This is a genomic window from Oricola nitratireducens, assembly GCF_014904745.1.
GTDB classification, from domain to species: Bacteria; Pseudomonadota; Alphaproteobacteria; order Rhizobiales; family Rhizobiaceae; genus Oricola; species Oricola nitratireducens.
The window spans coordinates 107,287-132,913 of record NZ_JACZCS010000004.1 but is presented as its reverse complement, the minus strand read 5'-3'; the positions used below and the strand labels follow the sequence as shown (position 1 = coordinate 132,913).

General features: G+C 63.6%; 26 protein-coding genes. 21 read left to right on the top strand and 5 right to left on the bottom strand.

Annotation, left to right across the window (positions count from 1 at the left end; all coding sequences use genetic code 11):
* Positions 1 to 129: 129 nt before the first annotated feature.
* The 6 genes from IG169_RS03440 to IG169_RS03415 all read left to right on the top strand — a co-directional run bounded on the left by IG169_RS03440 (position 130) and on the right by IG169_RS03415 (position 4,226).
* Positions 130 to 1,041, top strand: coding sequence for a peptidylprolyl isomerase (locus tag IG169_RS03440; RefSeq protein ID WP_193174758.1), 912 nt, complete (start codon positions 130 to 132; stop codon positions 1,039 to 1,041).
* Positions 1,042 to 1,058: 17 nt separating this feature from the next.
* Positions 1,059 to 2,303: a bifunctional glutamate N-acetyltransferase/amino-acid acetyltransferase ArgJ gene (gene argJ / locus IG169_RS03435; RefSeq protein WP_193174757.1), complete on the top strand. Its 1,245-nt coding sequence runs from the start codon at positions 1,059 to 1,061 to the stop codon at positions 2,301 to 2,303.
* The gene (locus IG169_RS03430; protein WP_193174756.1) at positions 2,284 to 3,060 is read left to right on the top strand and encodes a GNAT family N-acetyltransferase; all 777 of its coding nucleotides are present in this window, start codon (positions 2,284 to 2,286) and stop codon (positions 3,058 to 3,060) included. Before argJ ends, IG169_RS03430 begins: the two co-directional genes overlap by 20 nt.
* An 8-nt stretch (positions 3,061 to 3,068) precedes the next feature.
* On the top strand, positions 3,069 to 3,485 hold the full coding sequence (gene mutT / locus IG169_RS03425) for an 8-oxo-dGTP diphosphatase MutT (RefSeq protein ID WP_193174755.1): 417 nt from the start codon (positions 3,069 to 3,071) through the stop codon (positions 3,483 to 3,485).
* Positions 3,486 to 3,611: 126 nt separating this feature from the next.
* Positions 3,612 to 3,932 (top strand): hypothetical protein, encoded by a 321-nt coding sequence (locus IG169_RS03420; RefSeq protein WP_193174754.1) that lies wholly within the window; start codon positions 3,612 to 3,614, stop codon positions 3,930 to 3,932.
* Between the two features lie 120 nt (positions 3,933 to 4,052).
* Positions 4,053 to 4,226: a Flp family type IVb pilin gene (locus tag IG169_RS03415; protein WP_193174753.1), complete on the top strand. Its 174-nt coding sequence runs from the start codon at positions 4,053 to 4,055 to the stop codon at positions 4,224 to 4,226.
* Between the two features lie 2 nt (positions 4,227 to 4,228).
* Here IG169_RS03415 and IG169_RS03410 read toward each other — a convergent pair whose 3' ends face one another.
* Entirely contained in the window at positions 4,229 to 5,071 is an 843-nt protein-coding gene (locus IG169_RS03410; protein ID WP_193174752.1) for a methyltransferase domain-containing protein, read from the bottom strand.
* A gap of 52 nt (positions 5,072 to 5,123) precedes the next feature.
* Between IG169_RS03410 and IG169_RS03405 the strand changes: the two genes are divergently transcribed.
* The 4 genes from IG169_RS03405 to IG169_RS03390 are packed head-to-tail and all read left to right on the top strand — an operon-like array spanning position 5,124 to position 7,499.
* Positions 5,124 to 5,891 (top strand): ComF family protein, encoded by a 768-nt coding sequence (locus tag IG169_RS03405; protein ID WP_246717094.1) that lies wholly within the window; start codon positions 5,124 to 5,126, stop codon positions 5,889 to 5,891.
* A 60-nt stretch (positions 5,892 to 5,951) separates the two neighbouring features.
* Positions 5,952 to 6,215: a glutaredoxin 3 gene (gene grxC / locus IG169_RS03400; RefSeq protein WP_193174750.1), complete on the top strand. Its 264-nt coding sequence runs from the start codon at positions 5,952 to 5,954 to the stop codon at positions 6,213 to 6,215.
* Between the two features lie 29 nt (positions 6,216 to 6,244).
* Positions 6,245 to 7,048, top strand: coding sequence for a carbon-nitrogen hydrolase family protein (locus tag IG169_RS03395; protein WP_246717105.1), 804 nt, complete (start codon positions 6,245 to 6,247; stop codon positions 7,046 to 7,048).
* A gap of 22 nt (positions 7,049 to 7,070) precedes the next feature.
* Positions 7,071 to 7,499 carry a DUF1178 family protein gene (locus IG169_RS03390; RefSeq protein WP_193174748.1) on the top strand — a complete coding sequence of 143 codons (429 nt, stop codon included), beginning with the start codon at positions 7,071 to 7,073 and terminating at the stop codon, positions 7,497 to 7,499.
* 13 nt (positions 7,500 to 7,512) lie between these two features.
* Here IG169_RS03390 and ubiG read toward each other — a convergent pair whose 3' ends face one another.
* Positions 7,513 to 8,256 carry a bifunctional 2-polyprenyl-6-hydroxyphenol methylase/3-demethylubiquinol 3-O-methyltransferase UbiG gene (gene ubiG, locus IG169_RS03385; RefSeq protein ID WP_193174747.1) on the bottom strand — a complete coding sequence of 248 codons (744 nt, stop codon included), beginning with the start codon at positions 8,254 to 8,256 and terminating at the stop codon, positions 7,513 to 7,515.
* A 189-nt stretch (positions 8,257 to 8,445) separates the two neighbouring features.
* Between ubiG and IG169_RS03380 the strand changes: the two genes are divergently transcribed.
* The 10 genes from IG169_RS03380 to IG169_RS03335 all read left to right on the top strand — a co-directional run bounded on the left by IG169_RS03380 (position 8,446) and on the right by IG169_RS03335 (position 21,958).
* Positions 8,446 to 9,699 (top strand): aspartate kinase, encoded by a 1,254-nt coding sequence (locus IG169_RS03380; protein WP_193174746.1) that lies wholly within the window; start codon positions 8,446 to 8,448, stop codon positions 9,697 to 9,699.
* A 132-nt stretch (positions 9,700 to 9,831) separates the two neighbouring features.
* Entirely contained in the window at positions 9,832 to 12,051 is a 2,220-nt protein-coding gene (ptsP, locus tag IG169_RS03375) for a phosphoenolpyruvate--protein phosphotransferase (protein ID WP_210325843.1), read from the top strand.
* 24 nt (positions 12,052 to 12,075) lie between these two features.
* The gene (gene prfA / locus IG169_RS03370) at positions 12,076 to 13,149 is read left to right on the top strand and encodes a peptide chain release factor 1 (protein WP_193174745.1); all 1,074 of its coding nucleotides are present in this window, start codon (positions 12,076 to 12,078) and stop codon (positions 13,147 to 13,149) included.
* Positions 13,146 to 14,018, top strand: coding sequence for a peptide chain release factor N(5)-glutamine methyltransferase (prmC, locus tag IG169_RS03365; protein ID WP_193174744.1), 873 nt, complete (start codon positions 13,146 to 13,148; stop codon positions 14,016 to 14,018). Before prfA ends, prmC begins: the two co-directional genes overlap by 4 nt.
* Positions 14,019 to 14,314: 296 nt before the next feature.
* Positions 14,315 to 14,977, top strand: coding sequence for a DUF4167 domain-containing protein (locus IG169_RS03360; RefSeq protein ID WP_193174743.1), 663 nt, complete (start codon positions 14,315 to 14,317; stop codon positions 14,975 to 14,977).
* Between the two features lie 215 nt (positions 14,978 to 15,192).
* Entirely contained in the window at positions 15,193 to 17,793 is a 2,601-nt protein-coding gene (gene clpB / locus IG169_RS03355) for an ATP-dependent chaperone ClpB (RefSeq protein ID WP_193174742.1), read from the top strand.
* Positions 17,794 to 17,949: 156 nt separating this feature from the next.
* A complete protein-coding gene (locus tag IG169_RS03350) occupies positions 17,950 to 19,365 on the top strand; it encodes a L,D-transpeptidase family protein (protein WP_246717093.1) in 1,416 nt (471 codons plus the stop codon).
* A 133-nt stretch (positions 19,366 to 19,498) separates the two neighbouring features.
* The gene (locus IG169_RS03345; RefSeq protein WP_193174741.1) at positions 19,499 to 19,864 is read left to right on the top strand and encodes an MmcQ/YjbR family DNA-binding protein; all 366 of its coding nucleotides are present in this window, start codon (positions 19,499 to 19,501) and stop codon (positions 19,862 to 19,864) included.
* Between the two features lie 129 nt (positions 19,865 to 19,993).
* Entirely contained in the window at positions 19,994 to 20,875 is an 882-nt protein-coding gene (locus tag IG169_RS03340; protein ID WP_193174740.1) for a 3-hydroxybutyryl-CoA dehydrogenase, read from the top strand.
* Positions 20,876 to 21,115: 240 nt separating this feature from the next.
* Positions 21,116 to 21,958, top strand: coding sequence for an AAA family ATPase (locus IG169_RS03335; RefSeq protein WP_193174739.1), 843 nt, complete (start codon positions 21,116 to 21,118; stop codon positions 21,956 to 21,958).
* A 4-nt stretch (positions 21,959 to 21,962) separates the two neighbouring features.
* Here IG169_RS03335 and IG169_RS03330 read toward each other — a convergent pair whose 3' ends face one another.
* On the bottom strand, positions 21,963 to 22,778 hold the full coding sequence (locus IG169_RS03330) for a class I SAM-dependent methyltransferase (protein WP_193174738.1): 816 nt from the start codon (positions 22,776 to 22,778) through the stop codon (positions 21,963 to 21,965).
* Positions 22,779 to 22,906: 128 nt separating this feature from the next.
* Between IG169_RS03330 and IG169_RS03325 the strand changes: the two genes are divergently transcribed.
* Complete coding sequence (locus IG169_RS03325; protein WP_193174737.1) at positions 22,907 to 23,605, top strand: winged helix-turn-helix transcriptional regulator; 699 nt, start codon at positions 22,907 to 22,909, stop codon at positions 23,603 to 23,605.
* A gap of 10 nt (positions 23,606 to 23,615) precedes the next feature.
* Here the strand turns inward: IG169_RS03325 and IG169_RS03320 are convergent, their stop codons facing one another.
* Both IG169_RS03320 and IG169_RS03315 read right to left on the bottom strand, forming a co-directional pair.
* Complete coding sequence (locus IG169_RS03320) at positions 23,616 to 24,659, bottom strand: NAD(P)/FAD-dependent oxidoreductase (RefSeq protein WP_193174736.1); 1,044 nt, start codon at positions 24,657 to 24,659, stop codon at positions 23,616 to 23,618.
* Positions 24,660 to 24,892: 233 nt separating this feature from the next.
* Positions 24,893 to 25,606 (bottom strand): hypothetical protein, encoded by a 714-nt coding sequence (locus tag IG169_RS03315; protein ID WP_193174735.1) that lies wholly within the window; start codon positions 25,604 to 25,606, stop codon positions 24,893 to 24,895.
* Positions 25,607 to 25,627: the final 21 nt, after the last annotated feature.

Below are 25,627 nucleotides of genomic sequence, written 5' to 3'. Positions count from 1 at the left end.
ATAGCAAAGGACAGATAAGAGGGGCAAATAGTGATGTCAACGCCGCTCCGTACCGCAGAACGCGGCGTTTCCCGGCGCGTCCCGATCACATCACGGTGAACCAATTATCCGCAACAAAGCGAGTTCTCGATGCAGCTTTCACGTCCGTCCCGTTCCCTTTCCGCAGTGTCCGCCAAACCGATCGCGGCGCGACTGATCCTGGTGCTCGCGGCATCCTGCGCATTGGCTTTTCCGGTCGCGGCACAGGATGGCAAGGACGTTGTCGCCACGCTGAACGGCCAGCCGATCACCGAACAGGATCTCGCCATGACGCTCTCGGACCTGCAGGACCAGCTCGGCCAGGTTCCCCCCGAAGGCCGCCGCGCCGCCGCGCTGACGGCGCTTGTCGATATCCGCACGCTGGCGGAAAAGGCCGAAGCCGCGGGCCTCGACAAGACCGATGAGTTCCAGAGCCGATTGGCATTCCTGCGCCAGCGCGCCCTGCACAACGCTTATTTTCGCGACGAAGTCGTCAACAAGGTGACAGACGAGGAAGTCCGCGCCCGCTATGACAAGGAAGTGGCCGCCACGCCGCCCGAAAACGAGGTGCGCGCCCGCCACATCCTGCTGAAGACCGAGGAAGAGGCAAAGGCGGTGATCGCCGAACTCGACGCCGGCGCGAAATTCGAGGACGTGGCGAAGGAGAAATCCACCGGCCCGACCGGCCCGAACGGCGGCGACCTCGGTTACTTCACGCGCGGCCGCATGGTGCCGGAATTCGAGGAAGCCGCCTTCGCACTCGATGTCGGCGCCTATACGGAAAAGCCGGTAAAGACCCAGTTCGGCTGGCATGTGATCAAGCTCGAGGACAAGCGTCTGGTCCAGCCGCCCGCCTTTGCCGACGTCAAGGACCAGATCCGCTCGGTGCTTCTGCGCGAACATTACTTCAATCTCCTGAACACGCTGCGTTCGGAGGCCAAGGTCGAGATTTCCGATCCGGCGCTGAAGGAAGCATACGACAAGGCCAACACGGCACAGCTGCAGCAGCAGCCCGCGCAGTAACTTCGCTCCGAGGCATCATGTCCAGCGCCAGTGTTTCGCCCCTCGCTCCGAAATCCTACCCCGGGATGCCCGCCATCGACGGCTTGCGCATCGCAACCGCCAAGGCCGGCATCAAATACAAGGACCGCGTCGACCTGATGGCGATGGTCTTCGACGCGGGAACCGCCGTTGCCGGCGTGTTCACCACGTCGAAATGCCCCTCGGCGCCAGTTGAACTGTGCCGCGCGCATCTGCCGGGCGGAAAAGCGCGTGTTCTCGTCGTCAACGCCGGCAATGCCAATGCCTTCACCGGCAAGAAGGGTCGCCATACCACCGCCGTCGCCGCCAGGGCCGCGGCGGAAGCCGCCGGCTGCAACGAATCGGAGGTCTTTCTGTCATCGACCGGCGTGATCGGCGAACCGCTCGATCCGGTCCATTTCGAACGCCATCTGAAAGGCATGGTCGCAGACGCGAAAGGCGAACGCTGGGGCGACGCCGCGCACGCGATCATGACGACCGACACCTTTCCGAAGATGGTCACGCGGACGGTCCGGCTCGGCGACGCCGAGGTGACGATCAATGGCATCGCCAAGGGCGCCGGCATGATCGCGCCCGACATGGCAACCATGCTCGCCTATGTCGCGACCGACGCGCCGGTCTCCGCGGCGGTTTTGCAGGATCTGCTGTCACGCCACACGCCGACGACCTTCAATGCCGTCACGGTCGACAGCGACACGTCGACCTCCGACACGCTGCTTGCCTTCGCGACCGGTGCTGCGCGATCGCGGGGGGCGCCCGAAATCGGCGATCCGGCCGATTCGCGTCTGGCGGATTTCGCCGCGGCTTTCGCCGAATGCCTGCATGCGCTCGCGCTTGACATCGTCAAGGACGGCGAAGGCGCGACCAAGCTGGTGCGCGTGGACGTAACCGGCGCTGTCTCCGACGAGTCCGCCAAGCGCATTGCGATGTCGATCGCCAATTCGCCGCTCGTCAAGACGGCGATCACCGGCGAGGACGCCAACTGGGGCCGGGTCGTCATGGCCGTCGGCAAGGCGGGCGAGCCCGCCGACCGGGACAGGCTGGCGATCTGGTTCGGCGACTTGCTGGTCGCAAGCGAGGGCGAACGGGTCGGATCCTATTCCGAGGCGGAAGCCAGTGCCTATATGAAGAACGACGAGATCGCGATCCGCGCCGATATCGGCCTGGGCGAAGGGCGGTTCACCGCCTGGACATGCAATCTCACCAAGGAATACATCGCCATCAATGGCGATTACAGGAGCTGAAGCCGTGACGGATCTCGCGCTTGTACGGCGCCTAGAAGCAGTCGGCTTCCGTGCCTGGCCCGCAGCCTCCGTCCACTATGACGGCAGCTGGGCCGTCCGCCTGACCGCCGGACACCCCTCCAAGCGGCTGAATTCCGTCAATCCGCTTGACCCGGCCGATCATCGCGACATTGACACCCGGATCGCGCGTGCCGCGAAGCGCTTCGGCGCTTACGGCCGCCCGCTGGTCTTTCGCCTGTCGCCGCTCGCCCCGCTGCAGCTCAACGCCCATTTCGACGCCCATGGCTGGCGCCGTTTCGACGAAACGAAGGTCATGGTCGCGAGGCTCCAGGATATCGATCTCGACAGCGGGCTGGATCAGATCCCGCTGCAGGATGTCGGCCGCTATGTCGACGCCTCGATCGCTATTCGCGGCGAAGACGTCGAACGCAAGGCCGGGCTGACCGAGGTTGTGGAATCGATCCGCCCGCCGAGCGGCATGTTCGTCCTCGAAGACGACAAGGGCCCTGTCGCCTCCGCGCTTTGCGTCCATGACAACGATCTTGCCGGCCTGTTCGACGTCGCCGTACGCGCCGACCAGCAAGGCAAGGGCTATGCCCGCTCGATCGTGCGCGCCGCGCTTCGCTGGGCCGCATCCCAGGGCGCGCAGCGTGCCTGGCTGCAGGTGATGTCCTCCAACAAGGCGGCCGTGAGCCTGTATTCGCGCCTCGGTTTCGAGACCGTCTACACCTACGCCTACCGCCAGAAGGGCGACTGAACCGCGCCATGACGGATCTCGCTGCAAAACCGCTGGTTCTCGTTGCCGCCTGCGCGCTGCTCGACACTGACAACCGCATCCTTCTGGCCCGGCGCCCGGAAGGCAAGTCGATGGCGGGCCTGTGGGAATTTCCCGGCGGCAAGGTCGAGACCGGCGAGACGCCGGAAGAGACGCTGGTGCGCGAATTGCACGAAGAACTCGGTATCGTGACCGAACAGCCGTGCCTCGCGCCGTTGACCTTCGCCAGCCACGATTACGATGACTTCCACCTGCTGATGCCGCTTTACGTGTGCCGGAAATACCAGGGAATCCCGATGGCGCGCGAAGGTCAGCAACTGAAATGGATACGCGCGCCGGCCTTGCGCGACTATGCAATGCCGCCGGCCGACCTGCCGTTGATCCCGATCCTCCAGGATCTTCTCTAAGCTTTAGCGATCGCTAACAAACGTCGTTAATCAATCATTTATTACAAGATGCGATGCTAAATGAAGTCATCGCGTGTTTACACGCATGGCCGCAGGAGATTGTCTCACCGTCAAAAGGGGTAAAACATGCGCGATGATGGGGATTGGGCCGAAATCCGGCCGCACAACGCTTCGACAGTCGGTGAAGCCGGTCTGGGCATGCTCCGAATCACGCTCCTTTTCGGGTCCCTCGCGATTGCCATCGCGCTTTTCCTCACGCCGGTCCTCGACCGTGAAAGCAATTCCTCTCTCAGCGCTTCCGCTATTTACGGCGGCATTGACCGGACAGCCACCGGAACGGTTCGCAGCAACATGCGCCAGTATACTGTCCGGCGCAGTATCTTGCAGACGACACCGAGCTCGACATGCATAATTCATTCAAATGGCGTGAAAACCGGTGACTGTTGATTAATCGGCCCGGATAACCTTTCACTTACACAGTATTTGGATAGACTCGCCCCCTTCTTGCATACAACAGCGCGTTAACTTTCTCCCGATAATACGTTAACACATTGAGGGAGAAGCTCTGTGTTTCAGCAATTCCTAACGGACGAAACTGGTGCGACCGCCGTCGAATACGGAATTATCGTCACCGTATTGTCGATCGTCATTGTCGGCGGGATCGGAACCGCTCTCGACGCGGTCAAGTGGCTGTGGTCAGACAATAATTCCGAAATTTCCAAGACCATGAACAAGATCTAGGGTCACGACCCGGCGGACTTGTCGCCGAGGAAATCCGCCAGGCGTTTCGTCGCGCTGCCGGGCCGCTGCGGCTTTTGCTGTGATTCATGCGGTACCCAGCCCGACATCCAGACGAAGGTGAATGTCGCGCGAATCCGTCCGTCGGCATCGGCATGGTTCAGCGCGTAATATTCGGCCGCCTTGTGGAACAAGGCCGGCGTCACGAACCGCCGGCTGCGCGATTGCAGCGTGTTCGTTGCTCCCATCGCGCGCAGATCGCGCATCAGGTGAAACATCGTGTCGTAGCGTACCGTCAGCGTTTCCGTGTCTGTGACCGGCAATGCGAATCCCGCCCGTTGCAGCAGACCGCCGGCATCGCGAACATCCATGAAGGGCAACACCCGCGCATTCGCCGCGCCGGTGAGTTCCACTTCCGCGGACAGGAGGCTTTCGCGCAATTCCTTGAGCGTATCGCCACCCGGAACACAGGCGAGGAACAGCCCGTCCGGCTTCAGCGCGCGCCGGATCTGCGCGAGGATGCCCGGCGTGTCGTTGGTTTCATGCAGCGTCAGCAGGCTGACGGCGAGATCGTAGCGCTCCGGATCAAGTCCAAGCGCCTCGTTCTCCACGCCTGCGGGCACGTCACGCCGCTCCATCGCATCGAACGGCGACCCTGTGATCGGCGGCGCAGCCGACGGAACGAACAGGACGCCGCGTTCGAAGTTGTGCGTGACCGCCGCAAGCCTGAGCGCGAGATCGTCGACAACCGCGCGGAACAGAAAATCCGCCCCCCCCGTGCCGAGTCTCGCAGCCCGGCGCTGATTGGCGAGAACCTGCTTCAAGTCGATGATCGTTTTGACGCTCATGGCCGCTTCTGTAACAGTAATTGCGTTTCGTTGCTCGGCGATGGTGGCTCACATGCAAAACCTGGCGCAAAAGGCAAGCCGTCTCGTCGGTTCGGTGTTGTTTCCCGACACCTGCCTCGCCTGCCGCATGCATGTTGCCGCGCGTGGAACGCTTTGCCCGCATTGCTGGAACCGGCTGCATTTCATCGCCGAACCGGTCTGCGAAATCACCGGCGCGCCGTTCCAGCACGATTTCGGCGAGAAGATGATCAGCGCCGAGGCGCTTGCCGACCCGCCGCCATACCGGCGCGCGCGAGCGGCCGTGCTGCATGACGGGATCGCTCAGCAGCTGGTGCAGCGGCTGAAATATGGCGACCAGACCGAACTCGCGCCCTGGATGGCTAACTGGATGCTGCGCGCAGGCCGCATGCTGGTCGGCGAAAGCGATGTCGTCGTTCCCGTGCCGCTGCATGCGAGGCGTTATCTGGCGCGTCGCTACAACCAGTCGGCGGAACTCGCCAGAACCATCGCATTGTCGTCGGGCATCGCCTTCGAGCCGGGCGCGCTCGAACGCGTGAAGGCGACGCGCCAGCAGGTCGGTCTCACCGCCACCGAACGCCGGGCAAACCTACGCGGTGCGTTCCGCGTGCCGTCGGAGGCAGAAATCGCGGTGGCGGGACGCAATGTCCTGATCGTCGACGACGTTTTCACAACGGGGGCGACGATTTCGGCCGCGACGAAAGCGCTTCTGCGCGCTGGTGCAGCCCATGTCGACGTATTGACCTTCTCGCGCGTCGTGCCGCATTTCTCCGGCTGGGCGCATGGCAACGGCGCGACATAAGGCGGTCTTTTCACGATGGTGCAGCGCACATATATAGCGCTATCTGAAAGGATAGTTCCGATGGCTGACATCACCATTTACACGCGCCAGTTTTGCGGATTCTGCACGGCTGCAAAGCGCCTTCTGCAAAAGAAGGGCGTTTCTTTCGTCGAGCATGACGCAACCCTGAAGCCGGACCTCCGGCGCGAAATGATCCAGCGTTCCCACGGCGGATCGACCTTCCCGCAAATCTTTATCGGCGACATTCATGTCGGCGGATGCGACGAGCTCTATGCACTCGACCGCGCCGGCAAGCTCGATCCGCTTCTGCGAGCCGATCATTGACCGGCACACTGACATGCGCCGCCATCCAGATGCGCTCGGGAACCGGCATTGCGGACAATCGCGACACGTTCGAGGGTCTCGTGCGCGAGGCCGCGGCGATGGGCGCGGCCTATGTCCAGACGCCCGAGATGACCGGACTGATCCAGAAGAACCGCGCCGCGCTGCTCGAGGCGATCTTCGCCGAAGAGGACGATCCGATCGTTGCCACCGCCGCGTCGCTCGCATCCGAACTCGGCATCTGGCTGCATGTCGGCTCCACGCCGATCGACCGCGGCGACGGCAAGGTGGCGAACCGCGCCTTCCTGTTCGGTCCCGGCGGGCGCAAGCTGGTTTCCTATGACAAGATCCATATGTTCGACGTCGATCTGGACAATGGCGAAAGCTGGCGCGAATCCGCCATCTACGAGCCCGGCGACCGCGCGATCACGATCGATATCGAGGGCGCGCGCCTCGGTCTTGCGATTTGCTACGACGTCCGCTTTCCTGACATTTTCCGGCGTCAGGCGCTTTCCGGCGCCGAAATCCTGACCGTTCCCGCCGCCTTCACCCGCCAGACCGGCGAGGCCCACTGGCACATTCTCTTGCGCGCCCGAGCAATCGAGAACGGCGCCTTCGTCATCGCCGCCGCCCAGGGTGGACCGCATGCGGACGGCCGCGAAACCTATGGTCATTCGCTCGTCATCGATCCGTGGGGCCGCATCCTCGCCGAAAAGGATGACGACGAGCCGGGCGTGATCGTCGCCGATCTCGATATCGGCGCCGTTATTGAAGCGCGGCAGAAAATTCCCAATTTAAGGAATATACGACCGTTTAATCTCGTTGATGTAAGCTGAAAGGCTCAACCGGAGCAAAACCGTGATCAAGTTTTCGCTCAGATGTGATCAAGGCCACGATTTCGAGGCATGGTTCCGCGACAGTGGCGATTTCGACACCCAGAAAAAACGCGGTTTTCTGGAATGCCCCTCATGCGGCTCCAATCATGTCGAAAAAGCCCTGATGGCGCCCCGCGTCGCAACCGCGCGCAAGCGCGAGGAAGTCGCCGTCGCTATCGGCAACGCGGCGCAGCGCGAAATCATGGCTAAACTGCATGAAATGGCGCGCGAGGTACGCAAGAGCGGCGAAGATGTCGGCAACCGTTTCCCTGAGGAAGCACGCAAGATCCACTACGGCGAAACCGATGCGCGCGGGATTTACGGCAAGGCGACGGTCGAGGAGGTCACCGGCCTTCTGGAGGAAGGCGTCGAAATCATGCCACTGCCGGACTTGCCCGAAGACATGAACTGAGCGCGGCCCGCATTCAGCGGGGCCGCGTCGCAACCACCATGTAATTCACGTCCATGTCGCGCGACAGGCGCCATTCGTCGGCCAGCGGATTGAAACTGACGCCCGAGCGGCGGACGATGTCGACGCCGGTTCCGGCAAGCGCCGCCTCCAGTTCCCGCGGCGTGACAAGTTTCTCGTATTGATGCGTGCCCTTCGGCAGCCAGCGCAGGATGTGTTCCGCCCCGATGATCGCCATTCCGTAGGCTTTCAGCGTCCGGTTGATGGTCGCGACGAACATCAGCCCGCCCGGGCGCACCATCGCCGCGCAGGATTTCATGTAGAGATCGACATCGGCGACGTGTTCGACCACTTCCATGTTGAGAACCACGTCGAAATTTTCGCCCTCGGCTTCCAGCGCTTCCGACGTCGTCGCGCGATAGTCGATATCGAGGCCCGACTGCGCGGCATGGAGCTTTGCGATCTCGATATTGGTTTCCGATGCGTCCGCGCCGACAACCTGCGCGCCGAGCCGCGCCATCGGCTCCGACAAAAGCCCGCCGCCACATCCGATATCCAGGAATCGCAGGCCCGCGAACGGCTTCGGCGTCGCCGCGTCCAGTCCGAAATGCTCGATCACGGTGTCGCGGATATAGCGCAGCCGGACCGGATTGAACCTGTGCAACGGCTTGAACTTGCCGGTCGGGTTCCACCAGTCAGCCGCCATCCGCGAGAAGCGATCAACTTCCCCGGCGTCGATTGTCGTTGCTGCGCGGTCCATGCTCGGTCGTCCCGTTCCTGTCTCGCCCTCCAACTCGGGCGATCCGGCCGTCAAGTCAAGAGGCCGCGCCGCCGCACGCCGACCAAAGGCAAACTTGCGGCTTCCATCGCAATTCGATATGGAGCGCCCGACCCGCCGGGCATTGCCCGACCGCACCAAACAGAACAACTGTCGAGCAAATCACCCGCCATGGCCCGCATCGTCATGAAATTTGGCGGCACGTCCGTCGCCGATCTTGATCGCATCCGCAATGTGGCGCGGCATGTCAAACGCGAGGTCGATTGCGGCCATGAGATCGCGGTCGTCGTTTCGGCCATGGCCGGCAAGACCAACGAACTCGTCGAACTGACCCGTGCCGCCTCCCCGATGCATGACGCGCGCGAATATGACGCCATCGTCGCCAGTGGTGAACTCGTTACCGCCGGACTTCTGGCGATCGTGCTGCAATCGATGGGCGTGGACGCCCGCTCGTGGCAGGGCTGGCAGATCCCGATCAAGACCGACAACGCCCACGGCGCGGCGCGTATCCAGGAAATCGACGGCGAACGGCTGATCGAACGCTTCAGGATCGGCCAGGTCGCGGTCGTCGCGGGGTTTCAGGGCATTGGCCCCGACAACCGCGTCTCCACGCTCGGGCGTGGCGGCTCCGACACCAGCGCGGTGGCGATCGCCGCGGCGGTCAATGCCGACCGCTGCGACATCTACACCGATGTCGACGGCGTCTACACGACCGACCCGCGCATCGAACCGAAGGCGAAGCGCCTGGCGAAAGTCTCCTTCGAGGAAATGCTGGAAATGGCGTCTCTCGGCGCCAAGGTCCTGCAGGTGCGTTCGGTCGAACTCGCCATGGTGCATAATGTGCGCACTTTCGTGCGTTCCAGCTTCGAAGCGCCCGACGCCCCCGGAATGGACAATTTCGACAATCCGCCGGGTACGCTGATTTGTGATGAGGATGAGATCGTGGAAAAGCAGAATGTGACCGGCATTGCCTACACTCGCGACGAAGCGCAGATCTCGCTGCGCCGCGTGCAGGACCGCCCGGGCGTTTCCGCCGCAATTTTCGGCCCGCTGGCCGAGGCGGGCATCAATGTCGACATGATCGTGCAGAACGTGTCCGGCGACGGCAAGTTCACCGACATGACCTTCACCGTGCCGAGCGGCGATGCCGACAAGGCCGTCCGCGCGATCGAAAGCGTGAAGGACGAGGTCGGCTACGAAGCGGTGCAGTCCGAGACCGGGCTGGCGAAGGTCTCCGTGATCGGCATCGGCATGCGCAGCCATGCGGGCGTTGCGGCGTCGGCCTTCAAGGCGCTGGCTGAAAAAGGCATCAACATCCGCGCCATCACGACGTCGGAAATCAAGATCTCGATCCTGATCGACGGCGACTGGTGCGAATTGGCCGTGCGCACGCTGCATAACGTCTACGGTCTCGACAAGGTCTAGTGCTGGCGGCTATGCCTTTGTCTTCCGCGTCCGGCTGATCCGGACGCGACATTTGATGCGTTCAGGGAGAAGTCGTTGCTACGTGAGGCGGATGCCGGACCACGGGTCCTCCTGAAACGTCTCCGCGAAATCATGGCGGAGCCGATGGAGCCGCAGGAGCGGCTCGATCGGATTGTGCGCCAGATCGCCCAGAACATGGTGGCCGAAGTCTGCTCTGCCTATGTCCTGCGCGCCGACGGCGTGCTCGAACTCTACGCCACCGTTGGCCTCAATCCGACCGCTGTCCACCTGTCTTCTCTGCGTCTGGGCCAGGGCCTCGTCGGCACGATCGCTTCCTCGGCCCGCCCGCTGAACCTCGCAGAGGCGCAAAAGCACCCCGCCTTCGAATATCTGCCGGAGACAGGCGAGGAGGTCTACAACTCCTTCCTCGGCGTGCCGATCCTGCGTGCCGGGCGCACGCTTGGCGTGCTCGTCGTCCAGAACGAGGCGCATCGCGCCTATGGCGACGACGAGGTCGAGGCGCTCGAGACCGTCGCCATGGTGCTTGGCGAACTGATCGCGGCGGGCGACCTGAAGCGCCTTTCCAAGGGCGGCATCGAGCTCGACCTGACCCGCCCGATCGTAACCCGCGGCCGCGCGCTTGCGGACGGCATCGGCCTTGGCCACGTGGTCCTGCACGAGCCGCGTATCGTCGTCACCGATCTCTTCAACGAGGACAGCGAAACCGAGATCGAGCGCCTCGCCTCGGCCCTGAGCGCGCTGCGCCTGACCATCGACGACATGCTGTCGCGCCGCGAGATCGCCTTCGAGGGCGAGCATCGCGACGTGCTGGAAAGCTACCGCATGTTCGCCCACGACAAGGGCTGGGTGCGCCGCCTCGAGGAAGCGATCCGAAACGGCCTGACGGCTGAAGCCAGTGTCGAGAAGGTGCAAAGCGACATGCGCGCCCGCATGACCGCCGTCAGCGATCCCTATCTGCGCGAGCGCATGAACGATTTCGACGATCTCGCCAATCGTCTGCTGCGCGAACTGATGGGCGAGGACCTGGCCACCCGCGAGGAAAAGCTCCCCGCCGACACGATCATCGTCGCCCGCACCATGGGCGCAGCCGAACTGCTCGACTATCCGCGCAAGAACCTGCGCGGGCTGGTTCTGGAGGACGGCGCCGCCACCAGCCATGTCGTGATCGTCGCGCGCGCCATGAGCATACCCGTGGTCGGCCAGGCCAAGGGCGTTGTCGCCCTGTCGGAAAACGCCGACCCGATCATCGTCGACGGACTGTCCGGAGACGTCCATCTGCGTCCGCAGCCCGATGTCGAGACGGCCTACGCGGAAAAGGTCCGTTTCCGCGCCCGCCGTCAGCAGGAATACCGCGATCTGCGCGGCAAACCGTCGGTGACCAGGGACGGCCAGACCTTTCATTTGCACATGAATGCCGGCCTGCTGGTGGATCTGCCACAGGTCGATGAATCGGGAGCCGAGGGCATCGGCCTGTTCCGCACCGAATTGCAGTTCATGATTGCCGAGACCTTTCCGCGTGCCGAGGCGCAGGAGACGCTGTATCGCTCCGTGCTCGACGCCGCCGGCCGGAAACCGGTCACCTTCCGCTCGCTCGATATCGGCGGCGACAAGGTGCTTCCCTATTTCCGCAGCGTGCCGCATGAGGAGAATCCGGCGCTCGGCTGGCGCGCCATCCGGCTGTCGCTCGACCGCCCCGGCCTGTTCCGCACCCAGTTGCGCGCACTCCTGAAAGCTGCCGCCGGACGCGAGTTGCGGGTCATGCTGCCGATGATCACCGATGTCGGAGAGATCGAGCAGGCGCGCGCGATCATCAACCGCGAGGTGCAGCACCTGTCACGCTTCGGCCACGGCCTGCCGACCCGGCTGAAGGTCGGCGCCATGCTGGAGGTGCCGTCATTGCTGTTCGACCTGAACGCCCTGATGAAAGCCGTCGACTTCGTCTCCATCGGCTCGAACGACCTGTTTCAGTTCCTGACGGCGACCGATCGCGGCAATCCGCAAATTGCCGCGCGCTTCGAGCCGCTGTCGCGGCCGTTCCTGCGCGCCCTGCGCACCGTCGCCGAAGCCGCCGAACGCAACGATACGCAATTGACGCTGTGCGGCGAACTGGCGGGAAAGCCGCTGTCCGCCTTGGCGCTCGCCGCCATCGGCATCCGCGATCTCTCCATGTCCGCCGCCTCGATCGGACCGGTCAAGGCGGCGTTGCTGGCGACCGATCTCGGCGCGCTGGCCGCGGCCATCGGCGCGGCGATTGAAAATGACCGGGGATCATCCGATATGCAGAATATCCTCCGCGACTTCGCGGACGAAAACGCTATTCCCTATAACTGATGACAGGCCACGCGTCCTAACCGCATGATTGAACTCCCCGCCGACAAGATGGACCAGATGGTCAAGCGTTTCGCCATGCTGGAAAGCCAGATGGCGAGCGGTCCGGACAGCGAGACCTATGTGAAGCTGGCGTCCGAATACGCGGATCTCGAGGAAATCGTTTCCAGGATTCGCGAATACAAGGACGCCCAGTCCGAACGGGACGATCTCGAGACATTGCTCGCCGACAAGACGATCGACGGCGAAATGCGTCAACTCGCCGAAATGGAGTTGCCCGAAATCGAAGAGCGCCTGGAGAAGCTCGGCAAGGACATCCAGCTTCTGCTTCTGCCCAAGGACGAAGCCGACACCAAAAACGCCATTCTCGAAATCCGCGCCGGCACCGGCGGCCTCGAAGCCGCCCTCTTCGCCGGCGACCTGTTCCGCATGTACGAGCGCTATGCCGCGAGCCGCGGCTGGAAGGTGGAGGTGATCTCCGCCTCCGAGGGCGACGCCGGCGGTTACAAGGAAATCATCGCCATGGTCACCGGACGCGGCGTGTTTTCGCGCCTCAAGTTCGAATCCGGCGTCCACCGCGTTCAGCGCGTTCCTGAAACCGAGGCCGGCGGCCGCATTCACACCTCCGCCGCCACCGTCGCCGTCCTGCCCAAGGCCGAGGATGTCGATGTCGATATCCGCGACCAGGACATCCGCATCGACACGATGCGCGCATCCGGCGCCGGCGGCCAGCACGTCAACACGACGGACTCGGCCGTGCGCATCACCCATATCCCGACCGGCATCGTTGTCCTCCAGTCGGAAAAGTCGCAGCACCAGAACCGCGCCCGCGCGATGGAAATCCTGCGCGCCCGCCTCTACGACGCCGAGCGCCAGAAGGCGGCCGACGAGCGTGCGGAATCGCGCCGGCTGCAGGTCGGTTCCGGCGACCGCTCGGAACGCATCCGCACCTACAATTTCCCGCAGGGGCGCCTCACCGATCACCGCATAAACCTGACGCTCTACAAACTCGACCGCGTCATGGAGGGCGAACTCGATGACGTCATCGAACCCCTGATCGCCGATCACCAGGCGAAACTGCTGACGGAGGAACCTGCGTGAACGAGGCGATCGCACCGGAAGCGGTCGAGAAACTCTTCCGCAATGCGAAACGGCGTCTTGCCGGCGCCGGCCTTCCCTCGCCCGATCTCGACGCCAGCCTGCTGCTCGAATATGCGACGGGCACCACGGTGCTGGCGCGCATCACCGAACCAGGCCGGTTGATACCGGTCGAAAAGATCCGCCGCCTCGACGAATGCATCGAGCGCAGGCTCGCGCATGAACCGGTTCATCGCATCATCGGCAAACGTGAGTTCTACGGCCTGCCGCTCAAATTGAATGCGGCCACGCTTGTGCCGCGCCCGGACACGGAAACGCTTGTCGATCTCGTCCTGCCCTTTGCGGAGGAAACCGCGAACCGGACCGGGCGCTGCCGGATCCTCGATATCGGCACGGGAACCGGCGCCATCGCGCTAGCACTTCTGTCGGAAGTGCCCGGCGCCGTCGCGACCGGGTCGGACGTATCGTTCGACGCGTTACAGGCCGCCGAAACGAATGCTCAGGCGCTCGGTTTCGCCGACCGTTTCGAGACGGTCCAGTCCGACTGGTTCGACGCGATCACCGGCCGTTACGACCTGATCGTCTCCAATCCGCCCTATATTCGCAGTGCGGAAATCGCCGATCTAGACGCCGATGTGCGCGAATACGACCCTGTTCGCGCCCTTGATGGCGGTGACGACGGGTTGGACGCCTACCGCGTTCTGGCGGAGCGTTCACGCATGTTCCTGGAGGAAAAAGGCGCCCTTGCGGTCGAAATCGGCCATGATCAGAATCAGCAGGTGACGAATCTCTTCGAAGGGGCGGGATTCCGCAAAACCGGTGAAAGAAGGGACTATTCCGGGCATGATCGGGCACTTTTTTTTGTGAAATGACATGAACTTGTGCCATGTAGTGAAAAAATCACTTGGCAATGCAGCATTGGAACGCTACCTACATATCGGCGGTGAAGTGAAACCTAGCCGCCAGTCCGACACCCAACGGAAAAACTGAACGTTCCCGTGAGGACACCGCCTTCCGCCGACTATTGTGCGAGATCGGCTACAAGGCACGCACACAAATAATTTGTATGCCCGGATGAGGTTAAGGGGAAAACCTTGTCACGGCACGGACAGGCGCGATGCGCATCCTGTAGCACTGTATGCACCGTAAATGACAACATGAGAGTCTGATGAGACCACAACAGCAAGGTCGCCGCCAGCGTAACCGCAACAATAGTGGCGGCAACAACCGGCGTAACCAAAACCCGCTTTCCCGCAATTACGAAAGCAACGGCCCGGACGTTAAGATCCGCGGCAATGCACAGGTGATTGCCGACAAATATGCCACGCTTGCCCGGGACGCGCTTTCGTCCGGCGACAACGTCATGGCCGAAAACTACCTGCAGCACGCCGAGCACTACAACCGGATCATCATGGCCGCCCAGGCCCAGATGCAGGCGCAGCGCGAAGAGCGCGGGCAGGACGACCAGGATTCCGACGACGGCGACGAAGACAACGCTCCCGAGGCGGCAGCCTCCGACGGCGGTGACCGCGACCAGCGCAACCGCCGCGGCCGCGACCGCGACCGACAGCAGGGAGCCGCCCGCGGCGACGCGCAGCCGGACGGCAATGCGCAGCCAAACGGCAAGGACGCATCCGAGGCGCCGCAGCCGGTGATCGGCGAGACGCCGGTCGAAGTCGCAATGGAAGAACAGGAACAGGCCGCTGCCGCCCAGCCGCGCCGCTCGACGCCGCGCCGGCCGCGCAAGCCGCGTCCCAATCCGGACGAGTCGGCGACCGAAAGCGCCGAGGCCCAGCCGGAAGGCAGCAAATCGGTAACGGCCGAAGCCTGATCGGTTTCGCCAATACGCGGTCCCGAGCCCATCAAGGACCCGCAGCGGAATTCCGCTGCGGGTCTTTCTTTTTTCCGCTCCGTCCGCGCCCCTCTTTTATTCCTCCGATCAAGTCACCATATCCAGCCAGAACAGTGGTTTGCCGCAAAGCGGGAACCCGTCAACGATGAACCGGCAGCGCTTTGCAAAGGCTGTCCGGTCGATTGGAGACCGATATGAACCTTGAAAAATATTCCGACCGCGTCCGTGGTTTCATTCAATCCGCCCAGACTTTCGCTCTCGGGCAGGATCACCAGCAATTCACGCCCGAACATCTCCTGAAAGTCCTTGTCGACGATTCGGAAGGCCTTGCCGCGTCGCTGATCGAGCGCGCCGGCGGCAAGTCGAAAGACGTGCGCCTCGGCGTCGAGGCCGCGGTGAACGCCCTTCCGAAGGTCGAGGGCGGAAACGGCCAGCTATATATGGCCCAGCCGCTTGCGAAGGTCCTGAACACCGCCGAGGAAATTGCCAAGAAGGCCGGCGACACCTTTGTCACCGTCGAGCGCCTCTTGATGGCGCTGGCCATGGAAAAATCCGCCAAGACCTCTGAAATCCTGTCCAAGGCAGGCGTGACCCCGACCGCCCTCAACCAGGCGATCAACGACATCCGCAAGGGCCGCACCGCCGACAGCGCCAGCGCCGAACAGGCCTATGACGCGCTGAAAAAATATGCCCGCGACCTCACCGCCGATGCCCGCGACGGCAAACTCGACCCGGTCATCGGCCGCGACGACGAGATTCGCCGCACCATCCAGGTCCTGTCGCGCCGCACCAAGAACAATCCGGTGCTGATCGGCGAGCCCGGCGTCGGCAAGACCGCCATCGCCGAGGGCCTCGCGCTGCGCATCGTCAACGGCGATGTGCCGGAGAGCCTGAAGGACAAGCAGCTGATGGCGCTCGACATGGGTTCGCTGATCGCCGGCGCGAAATATCGTGGCGAGTTCGAGGAACGTCTGAAGGCCGTCCTCAACGAGGTCCAGTCGGCTGCCGGCAGCATCATTCTGTTCATCGACGAAATGCATACGCTTGTCGGCGCCGGCAAGGCCGACGGCGCGATGGACGCTTCCAACCTGCTGAAGCCGGCGCTTGCCCGCGGTGAACTGCACTGCGTTGGTGCCACCACCCTCGACGAATACCGCAAGCATGTCGAAAAGGACGCCGCCCTTGCCCGACGCTTCCAGCCGGTCTTCATCGACGAACCGACCGTCGAGGACACCGTTTCGATCCTGCGCGGTCTGAAGGAAAAATACGAGCAGCACCACAAGGTCCGCGTTTCCGACTCCGCGCTGGTTGCAGCGGCGACCTTGTCGAACCGCTACATCACAGACCGCTTCCTGCCCGACAAGGCGATCGACCTCGTCGACGAGGCGGCCGCGCGGCTGCGCATGCAGGTCGATTCCAAGCCCGAGGAACTCGACGAGATCGACCGTCGCGTCATTCAGCTCAAAATCGAGCGCGAGGCACTGAAGGTCGAGCAGGACGCCGCGTCACGCGACCGCCTGTCGAAGCTGGAAAAGGAACTGTCCGGGCTCGAGGAAGAGTCCGACCGGCTGACCGCAACCTGGCAGGCCGAAAAGGAAAAGCTCGGCACCGCCGCCGACCTGAAGCGCCAGCTCGACGAAGCCCGCAACGAACTCGCCTCCGCCCAGCGCAAGGGCGAGTTCCAGAAGGCCGGCGAACTGGCCTATGGCCGCATCCCCGACCTGGAAAAGAAACTCGTCGAAGCAGAGCAGCGCGGCGATACCGGCTCGATGGTCGAGGAAATCGTCACGCCCGACCACATCGCCCACATCATCTCGCGCTGGACCGGCGTTCCCGTCGACAAGATGCTGGAAGGCGAGCGCGACAAGCTCCTGCGCATGGAAGACGAACTCGCCGAGCGGGTCGTCGGCCAGGGCGAGGCCGTCCAGGCCGTTTCCAAGGCGGTCCGCCGCGCCCGCGCCGGGCTGCAGGATCCGAACCGGCCGATCGGCTCGTTCATCTTCCTCGGCCCCACCGGTGTCGGCAAGACCGAGCTGACCAAGGCGCTAGCCGACTTCCTGTTCGACGACGAGCACGCGATGGTGCGCATCGACATGAGCGAATTCATGGAGAAGCACTCCGTGTCCCGCCTGATCGGCGCACCGCCCGGCTATGTCGGCTACGAGGAAGGCGGCGTTCTGACCGAAGCCGTCCGCCGCCGCCCCTACCAGGTGATCCTCTTCGACGAGATCGAGAAGGCGCACCCGGATGTCTTCAACGTGCTCCTGCAGGTGCTCGATGACGGCCGGCTGACCGACGGCCAGGGCCGCACCGTCGACTTCAAGAACACGCTGATCATCATGACGTCGAATCTCGGCTCCGAATATCTGGTCAACCTCACCGAGGACCAGGATGTCGGACTCGTGCGCGACGACGTGATGAACGTGGTTCGGGCATCGTTCCGGCCGGAATTCCTCAACCGGGTGGACGAGGTCATTCTGTTCCACCGGCTCAAGAAATCGGATATGGGCCGCATCGTCGCGATCCAGCTCAAACGTCTCGAAGAGCTGCTGGCGGATCGCAAGATCGTGCTCAAGCTGGACGAGGCCTCGCTGCAATGGCTTGCCGACAAGGGCTACGATCCCGCCTATGGCGCACGCCCGCTGAAGCGCGTCATCCAGCGCGAGGTGCAGGACCCGCTCGCCGAGCTGATCCTGTCCGGCGAAATCCTCGACGGATCCACCGTCAAGGTTCTGGAAGGCTCCGACCGGTTGAATTTCAAGCCGGTCAAGGTCGCGCAGGACGAAGCCGCCTGATCGTTTCGGCGAATTTGACAGGATTGGCCCGGCTTGTTGCCGGGCCAGTCATTTTGACGCCGCGTTTGTCGTCGAATCGTGTTTTCTGAAGGGACCGAATCAAATACTGGGCGCCTGGGACATCCGGCGTCCGTCGACGCCCCTTGGAACAATCGAATGCACGCTTTCACTTCCGCGCGGTTTCTCACCCTCCTCGCAACCGTATCGATGACGACCGTGCCTTTCGCCGAGGCTGGCGGGACCGGCGATTCCTATCGCGTGGCACAATCGGATGTCGGCTTCTTCATCGATCGTCACGGCCGGCGTGTCTATTTCGATCGCCGCACCAATCGGATCATCGCGGTCGAGGAACCGCAGCCGCTGCGCAACCTTCTCGAGCGCGTCCTGCCGCCGCTCCGCGCGAGCCCGCCCGGTCCTGATGTCAACGCATTCCCTCCCGCTCCGCGACCTGCTCGAAACGCTCCGGCCACCGCCGACCCGGTTCCGTCGCCCGAAACGGTGGAACGCGCGCCGCTGGACACACGGCCGCAAACCGGACCCGGCGAAATCCGCACGCTCGACGAGTTGCTTGCCGAGCGCGGGCTGGGCACGCCGGAGGATATCTCGCCGCCCTCGGATGAGCCGGACATCGTGCCCGCTCCGCAAATCGGCGAGACGCCGGCGGAAGAAACCGCACCGCCGACAGAAACGGCCGCGATTCCGCGCGCCGGATCGCCTTCGGATCTTTCGGGCGGCCCGCTTGTCGCCAGGCTGCAGGTCCTGCTCGATCGCGAGGGCTTCTCGCCCGGCGTGATCGACGGCCGGATGGGCAGCAATGTCAGGAAGGCGATCGCCGCGGCCTATGACGCGACCGGGGTCCTGATCGATCCCTCGGACGCGGCGACGCTGGACGCCGAACTCGCTCGCACCGGCGGCGGCGCCTTCGCCGAATACACGATCACGCCCGAGGATGCGGCCGGGCCCTTCGCGCAATCGATCCCGGAGGACTATGCCCGGAAGGCCCAACTTCCCGCCATGTCCTACACCTCACCGGTGGAAATGCTGGCCGAGCGTTTCCACATGGCGCAATCCTACCTGCAATCGCTCAATCCCGACGTGAATTTCTACCAGCCCGGCACTGTGATCCGGGTGGCCGCAGTCGGCCGCAACATCGACACGCCAGTCGTCCGCATCGAGGCCGACAAGGCCGCCGAGCAGGTGCGTGCCTATGACGCGAACGGCCTCCTCGTCGCCGCCTATCCGGCCACCATCGGCTCCTCCGACACGCCGTCGCCGTCGGGCACGGTCCAGGTGGAGCGCGTCGCCTTCGATCCGAACTACACCTACAATCCGAAAATCAATTTCGTGCAGGGCTCCAACAAGAGCGTGCTGACAATTCCGCCCGGGCCGAACGGGCCCGTGGGTTCGATCTGGATCGCCCTGTCGAAACCGACCTACGGAATCCACGGCACGCCTGAACCGGACCGCATCGGCAAGACCAACTCGCATGGCTGCGTCCGCCTCACCAACTGGGATGCCGCGGAACTGGCGCGCCTGGTCTCGAAGGGCGCCACCGTCCAGTTCATAGACTGAACAATTCCGGGAGAAGCGGAAGCCGGTTTTCCATTCGGAATTGCGTGAAAACGAGCAGCTGGCGACGTTCATCGATTCCGTGAAACGTTGAACGTCTCTGGGCCTGGACCTTGCGATCGTCTAGCGTCGCCGCATGAAGCTCGAAACCTATAACGCATTCTGCGCCGGCCTGCCCCAAACGACCCACGTCGTCCAATGGGGCGGCGCCCATGTCTGGAAAGTCGGCGGCAAGGTCTTCGCCATCGCCGGCTGGAGCCGGGGCGACGAACTTGCCGTCACATTCAAGGTCTCCGATCTCGCCTTCGACATTCTCCGGGAACAGCAGGGCCTGCGCCCGGCGCCCTATCTCGCCTCGCGCGGCATGAGCTGGATCCAGCGCGTGAATGCCGAAACGATGGATGACGAGGCGCTGAAGGATTATCTGCGCGAAAGCCACCGCCTCGTTGCCGCGAAACTCACCCGCAAGCTTCGTCGCGAACTTGGTCTCGATCCCGGCTGATCCCGCAAGGCGGCATCGCTGCCATAATCTGCGGCGGACATGACCGCTTCGCCACAATCCCGGTTTACATTGCAGCGCAGCAATCGCACAATGCGGAAAAAATGCGGCGGTCAACCTGCGGGAAACAAAATGACGGGAACTATCAAGACAATCGGCGTGATCGGCGCCGGACAAATGGGGTGCGGCATCGCCCAGGTCAGCGCCACGGCGGGCTATGATGTCATTCTGAACGACATCTCCCTCGAAAACGCGGAAAACGGCAAGGCCAAGGTCGTCGAAGCGATGGACCGCGCGGCAAAGGCCGGCAAGATGGATGCCGGCGACGCCAGCGACGCGGCCGCGCGCATCACGCCTGCCGGCGCGCTCGACGATCTCGCCGATTGCGATCTCGTGATCGAGGCGGCAAGCGAGAAGGAAGAGGTCAAGCGCGCGATCTTCGCCAAGCTGTGCCCGGTCCTAAAGCCGGAAGCCATGCTGGCCTCCAACACCTCGTCGATTTCGATCACGCGGCTCGCCTCGGCGACTGACCGGCCGGAACGCTTCATGGGTATCCATTTCATGAATCCGGTGCCGCGCATGAAGCTCGTCGAGCTGGTGCGCGGCATCGCCACCGAGGACGTCACCTTCGAGGCGTCGAAGGCCTATGCCGTTTCGCTCGGCAAGACGACGACCGTGTCGGAGGATTTCCCGGCCTTCATCGTCAACCGCATATTGCTGCCGATGATCAACGAGGCGATCTACACGCTCTATGAGGGCGTCGGGTCCGTCGAGGCGATCGACACGGCCATGAAGCTCGGCGCCAACCACCCGATGGGACCGCTCGAACTGGCGGACTTCATCGGCCTCGATACCTGCCTCTCCATTATGCAGGTGCTGCATGACGGCCTGTCGGATTCGAAGTACCGGCCCTGTCCGCTTCTGGTGAAATATGTCGAGGCCGGCTGGCTCGGCCGGAAGACCGGACGCGGCTTCTACGACTATCGCGGCGCCGAACCGGTGCCGACACGCTGACCGCGCATATCGCGGTTTAATGGGAGGTCCCACGCTTTCCATGGGGCATCAAGGTCTGCGCAGGACCCCCCGCCACCGGGTTGGTGGCAGTGCCCCCTGTGCCCCGGCGCTTTCGGGATACCGAATTTCCCGCGCGGGCGATGTGCAATTCGTCACAGACGGAAAGCCGTCCGGATGCAGGTGCTTGCCCCATTCGGCCGCGGCTTCTAAGACCGTCCGGAAACATCGAGGAACCAGAGCATGCTGTTTGAAGGCACCGATGCCTATGTCGCCGAAAAAGACCTCACCGTCGCCGTCAACGCCGCCATCAGGCTGGAACGCCCGCTGCTGGTGAAGGGCGAGCCCGGCACCGGCAAGACCGAATTGGCGAAGCAGGTCGCTTCCGCCCTCGGCCTCGATCTGATCGAATGGCACGTCAAGTCGACGACCAAGGCGCAGCAGGGCCTCTACGAATATGACGCGGTCTCGCGCCTGCGCGATTCACAACTCGGCGATCCCCGCTTCGAGGACATTTCCAATTATATCAAGCGCGGCAAGCTGTGGGAGGCGTTCACCGCCGACCGGAAGTCGGTGCTGCTGATCGACGAAATCGACAAGGCCGACATCGAGTTCCCGAACGACCTGTTGCAGGAGCTCGACCGCATGGAGTTCTTCGTCTACGAGACCGGCGAGACGATCCGCGCGGAGCACCGGCCGATCGTCATCATCACCTCCAACAACGAGAAGGAATTGCCCGACGCGTTCCTGCGCCGCTGTTTCTTCCACTACATCAAGTTCCCGGACATGGAGACGCTGCAGGCGATCGTCGACGTCCACTATCCCGGCATCAAGCAGAACCTTGTACGCGCCGCGCTGACGCGGTTCTACGAGATCCGCGAGGTCGCCGGGCTGAAGAAGAAACCGTCGACCTCCGAGGCGCTCGACTGGATCCGCCTGCTGGTCGCCGACGACGTCGAACCGGAAGCGCTGCGCACCGACGCCAAGAACGCCCTGCCGAACTTGCATGGCGCCCTCCTGAAGAACGAGCAGGACGTGCACCTGTTCGAGCGGCTGGCATTCCTGGCCCGCCAGCGCGGCGCCTGATCCTTCACTTGCCGGCGGTCACGATCAGCGCCGGATGTGCGAACCGCACCGTGCCGTTTTCCCCGGCGAAGGCCGCCAGCGCTGTCTGCGCCTCGCGTCGCAGCTGCGCGTATTGCGCATCGTCGATCGCGTCCGCCAGCGTCCATCCCCGGATGTCCGTGTGAACCCATTCCGCGATAGAGGGGAATTCCGCCACACTGTCATGCCGAACAATCTGCGCATCGGCCATGCCCGCTTCCGCGAAAAGCGCCCGCAATGCATTCGCGTCACCGAGGCAGTAGGGCGCATTCAGCGCGCTTGCCGTCTCGGCGCCGAACAACCGGTCGAGCAGTTCCACCATCGCCGAATAGCCGGGCGTGTCCTTCAGCGCCCCCCACACGGCGACCGCCATACGCCCGCCCGGCTTCAGCACGCGCCGCATCTCGCGAAGCGCCCCGACACGGTCCTCGAAAAACATCAGGCCGAATTGCGAGACAACGGCATCGAAAGTGGCATCCCGCATCGGCAGGCTCTCGGCCATCCCCTCCACCCAGTCGATATCGCCCGCCTTGGTCCGGGCGACGGCGAGCATCTCCGCATTGCGGTCGAGACCGGTGACGGCGGTGCCACGCCGTTTCGCCTCGAGCGTCAGCGCACCGGTTCCGCAGGCGACATCGAGCACCCTGTCCCCGGCCGCGATCCCCGCAGCCTCCGCCACCGGCGCGGCGCAGCGGGAAAACAGGGCCGGCAGGAAAAACCGGTCGTAGATCTCCGCCGCGCTCGTCGAAACCTGTCCGCGTTCGCTGTCGTTTGTCCCTGGATTGGTCAGGTCGGTCTGCATGTCCCGTCTCCTTTGCCTTGGTCGCCCCGCGACGAAACTAGGAATGCGGATGCTCACGAAATAGTGCAGAAAATGCACTAACCGACCGAAGCCGACCCTTGGTATTCTGACCGAAGGAGGAAGGTGCCATGAAGAGCTACGGCCAGTTCTGCCCCGTCGCCAAGGCGTCCGAACTGTTCTGCGAGCGGTGGACCCCGCTGATCATCCGCGACCTGTCGGCGGGCGCGACGCATTTCTCCGAGATCAGGCGCGGCGTCCCGCTGATGTCGCAGACCATGCTGAGCCGCCGCCTGAAACAGCTCGAGGCCGAGGGTGTCGTGGAGAGGCGGCGCGGTCCCGGCGGAAGGGGAGCGACCTACCACCTGACCGAACAGGGCCGCGAGTTCGTGCCGGTCATCGAATTGCTGGGCCGCTGGGGACAGCGGTGGTCGCGGCGCGAGCTCGCCGAGGGCGAAATCGACCTGAGCCTCCTGATCTGGACCCTCGAGCGCAGCGTCCTCGCCGACGCCTTCGGACCGAGCCGCACCGTCGTCCGCCTGCATGTGACCGACCAGGCCGAAGGCGACGACATCTACTGGTTCGTCAACGAAAACGGCAAATGCGAACTCTGCGTGCGCGATCCCGGCTATGACGTGGACCTCTATCTCGCCTGCACGCTGCCGGACATCATCTACATCGTGCGCGGCGACCTCGCCCTCGAAAGGGCGATCTCGGCCGACCGGCTGGAAGTGATCGGCGACAAAGCCGCCCGCGACCGCTTGCGCCGCTGGCTGAACCTCGGCCCCCTCGCCGCCATCCCGCCGGCGCGGCCGGTAATAACCTGTTGAGCCTCCACAGCTAGGCCAGCATCGCCTCGGCGACACGCAGCGACATGAGAGGCGCCCGCAGATAGCCATCCGACATATGGCCGAGCGAGTAGAAAAGCCCCTCGATACCCGGCGCCGCGCCCGACACGCTGACGTCGCCTTCCAGATAAGGCCGGAAACCGACATTGACTTCCGTCAGGGGAAGCCCCTCCAATGCCGGAACCGCCCGCACCGCGCTTTCCAGGATCGTCCGCACCGCGCCCGCCGCGGGAAGCGGCGTGGTATCGCGGACATGGCGTGTCACGCCAACGATCAACCGGCCGTCATTGCGCGGACAGATCACGCCTTGCGGCGTCTTGACCAGATGTTTGACGAGGGGGCGGTCGGTCTTCAGCGTCAGGATGACGCCCTTAACGCTGTAGGAAGCGGGCAGATCGGCCGGCAGGCCGGCAATATCATTTGTCAGGTGGCCCGAAGCGACCAAAACCCGGTCCGCCGGCATCGGGCCGCCGGATGTCTCGACGCCGCTGACGCGGCCGTCGCGGATGGTCAGACGCTCAACGCGGACACCCTCGACAATTCGTCCGCCACGCGCCTCGATCGCGGCGGCCAGCGCGGCACAGGCCTTGCGGCCATCGACCCATGATACCTGCGGAAGAAGAACGGCGGCGCTCACCTCTTCGGACAGGCCTGGTTCCAGCACACGCGCCTCGCTGCCGCTCAGCACGCGGACCTGCCATCCGAGTTCGCGGCGGCGCGCCGTATCGGCCAGCAGCTCGGCCTCGGTATCCGGATAGGCGATGCGCAACTGGCCATCGGTTCGAAAATCGATCTCGCAGTTGGTCTCGGCCTCGAGTTCCTTCGCCATTTGTGGCCAGAGGCGCAGGCTTTCCCATTCCATGGCGGAGATTTCGTCGGGCTCCAGCCCCGGCTCGCAGTATCCGGCGGCAACACGGCTCGCGCCGTTTCCGGTTTTTCCCGCCTCGACGACGGTGCAGGCGTGCCCTTCCCGGCAAAGCCGCCAGGCGGCAGACAGGCCGGCGATTCCTCCGCCAATGACAATCGTTTCACTCATGCTTCGACGGCCCGCTTCGCCTTCAATTTGGAAAAGTCATCCCTGTCGCGCCGCATTCGGGGAAGACGCGGCCCCCTTTCCGCTGCGCGATGGTTGGAAGGTGACGCTGGTGCCCCCCCGCCCGTCCGCGACCTCCACAGCCGCCACGGCTCCCGCGGCCATGCCATTTCCGGTATCGATTCCTGATACCGGAGAATCCGGGCGACTGGCGAAGAAATCGCACCATCGTCGGATCATCCGAAATTCAGGAACAACTTCGAATAAGGAACCTTGAGCCCCTTCACGGCCGCCGCCGCAGCCTCCGCATCGTCGTCGCGAGCCGCCTTCGTCAGCGCGGCCACGCTGTCCATCATCGCTGAAAGCAGTTTCCCGAAGGCGGGGTCCGACGCTTCAGCCGGCGGATGGCTGGAAATCTGTTCGGCGAGATAGCCGAGCACGGCGGCGTCCTCGCACAACATGCTCATGCCCTTCGCATCGAAGCCGACATAATCCTTGCTGAGGATCTCTTCCATTTTCGCGTGATAGGCATTCATGCGGTCGGAAAAGGAAACGATGTCGTTGCGTTCGTGCAGCGCGCCGATCTCGTTACGAATGGCTTCGAGGGTTTCGTGCGCTTCGGCAAGCTCGCCGTCTTTCGCCTGGTCGCCCGCTGTCTCCGCGATCTCCGAGACCCGTTCCATCGTTGCCGCATAGTCCGGATCGTCGGCATATTGCGGCGGCGGCTGCATGTTGGCGCCCGCAAGCGTATCCCACGTCGCCTTGAAGCCGGCGATCGCACCCGTCGATTTTTCCGCATTGCCGGAATTGGTCGCGAACAGCGCGGCGCGATAATCGCCATAGGCCTGCCGCATCGCCGCCTCGAAATCGCCAACCGGCCCGGCATGTGCCGCGTGAACGAGGCCTCCGATCACACCCAGAGCGATAGCCAGTTTTTTCCAGCCCGTCATTTTCCGTCTCCGATTTGCGGC

What these genes read in the sequence shown, in the direction of transcription:
- IG169_RS03440 (WP_193174758.1), top strand. Translation starts at nt 130, where the DNA reads ATGCAGCTTTCACGTCCGTCCCGTTCCCTTTCCGCAGTGTCCGCCAAA.
- argJ (WP_193174757.1), top strand. Translation starts at nt 1,059, where the DNA reads ATGTCCAGCGCCAGTGTTTCGCCCCTCGCTCCGAAATCCTACCCCGGG.
- IG169_RS03430 (WP_193174756.1), top strand. Translation starts at nt 2,284, where the DNA reads ATGGCGATTACAGGAGCTGAAGCCGTGACGGATCTCGCGCTTGTACGG.
- mutT (WP_193174755.1), top strand. Translation starts at nt 3,069, where the DNA reads ATGACGGATCTCGCTGCAAAACCGCTGGTTCTCGTTGCCGCCTGCGCG.
- IG169_RS03420 (WP_193174754.1), top strand. Translation starts at nt 3,612, where the DNA reads ATGCGCGATGATGGGGATTGGGCCGAAATCCGGCCGCACAACGCTTCG.
- IG169_RS03410 (WP_193174752.1), bottom strand. Translation starts at nt 5,071, where the DNA reads ATGAGCGTCAAAACGATCATCGACTTGAAGCAGGTTCTCGCCAATCAG.
- IG169_RS03405 (WP_246717094.1), top strand. Translation starts at nt 5,124, where the DNA reads ATGCAAAACCTGGCGCAAAAGGCAAGCCGTCTCGTCGGTTCGGTGTTG.
- grxC (WP_193174750.1), top strand. Translation starts at nt 5,952, where the DNA reads ATGGCTGACATCACCATTTACACGCGCCAGTTTTGCGGATTCTGCACG.
- IG169_RS03395 (WP_246717105.1), top strand. Translation starts at nt 6,245, where the DNA reads ATGCGCTCGGGAACCGGCATTGCGGACAATCGCGACACGTTCGAGGGT.
- ubiG (WP_193174747.1), bottom strand. Translation starts at nt 8,256, where the DNA reads ATGGACCGCGCAGCAACGACAATCGACGCCGGGGAAGTTGATCGCTTC.
- IG169_RS03380 (WP_193174746.1), top strand. Translation starts at nt 8,446, where the DNA reads ATGGCCCGCATCGTCATGAAATTTGGCGGCACGTCCGTCGCCGATCTT.
- ptsP (WP_210325843.1), top strand. Translation starts at nt 9,832, where the DNA reads ATGGCGGAGCCGATGGAGCCGCAGGAGCGGCTCGATCGGATTGTGCGC.
- prfA (WP_193174745.1), top strand. Translation starts at nt 12,076, where the DNA reads ATGATTGAACTCCCCGCCGACAAGATGGACCAGATGGTCAAGCGTTTC.
- IG169_RS03360 (WP_193174743.1), top strand. Translation starts at nt 14,315, where the DNA reads ATGAGACCACAACAGCAAGGTCGCCGCCAGCGTAACCGCAACAATAGT.
- clpB (WP_193174742.1), top strand. Translation starts at nt 15,193, where the DNA reads ATGAACCTTGAAAAATATTCCGACCGCGTCCGTGGTTTCATTCAATCC.
- IG169_RS03350 (WP_246717093.1), top strand. Translation starts at nt 17,950, where the DNA reads ATGCACGCTTTCACTTCCGCGCGGTTTCTCACCCTCCTCGCAACCGTA.
- IG169_RS03345 (WP_193174741.1), top strand. Translation starts at nt 19,499, where the DNA reads ATGAAGCTCGAAACCTATAACGCATTCTGCGCCGGCCTGCCCCAAACG.
- IG169_RS03340 (WP_193174740.1), top strand. Translation starts at nt 19,994, where the DNA reads ATGACGGGAACTATCAAGACAATCGGCGTGATCGGCGCCGGACAAATG.
- IG169_RS03335 (WP_193174739.1), top strand. Translation starts at nt 21,116, where the DNA reads ATGCTGTTTGAAGGCACCGATGCCTATGTCGCCGAAAAAGACCTCACC.
- IG169_RS03330 (WP_193174738.1), bottom strand. Translation starts at nt 22,778, where the DNA reads ATGCAGACCGACCTGACCAATCCAGGGACAAACGACAGCGAACGCGGA.
- IG169_RS03325 (WP_193174737.1), top strand. Translation starts at nt 22,907, where the DNA reads ATGAAGAGCTACGGCCAGTTCTGCCCCGTCGCCAAGGCGTCCGAACTG.
- IG169_RS03320 (WP_193174736.1), bottom strand. Translation starts at nt 24,659, where the DNA reads ATGAGTGAAACGATTGTCATTGGCGGAGGAATCGCCGGCCTGTCTGCC.
- IG169_RS03315 (WP_193174735.1), bottom strand. Translation starts at nt 25,606, where the DNA reads ATGACGGGCTGGAAAAAACTGGCTATCGCTCTGGGTGTGATCGGAGGC.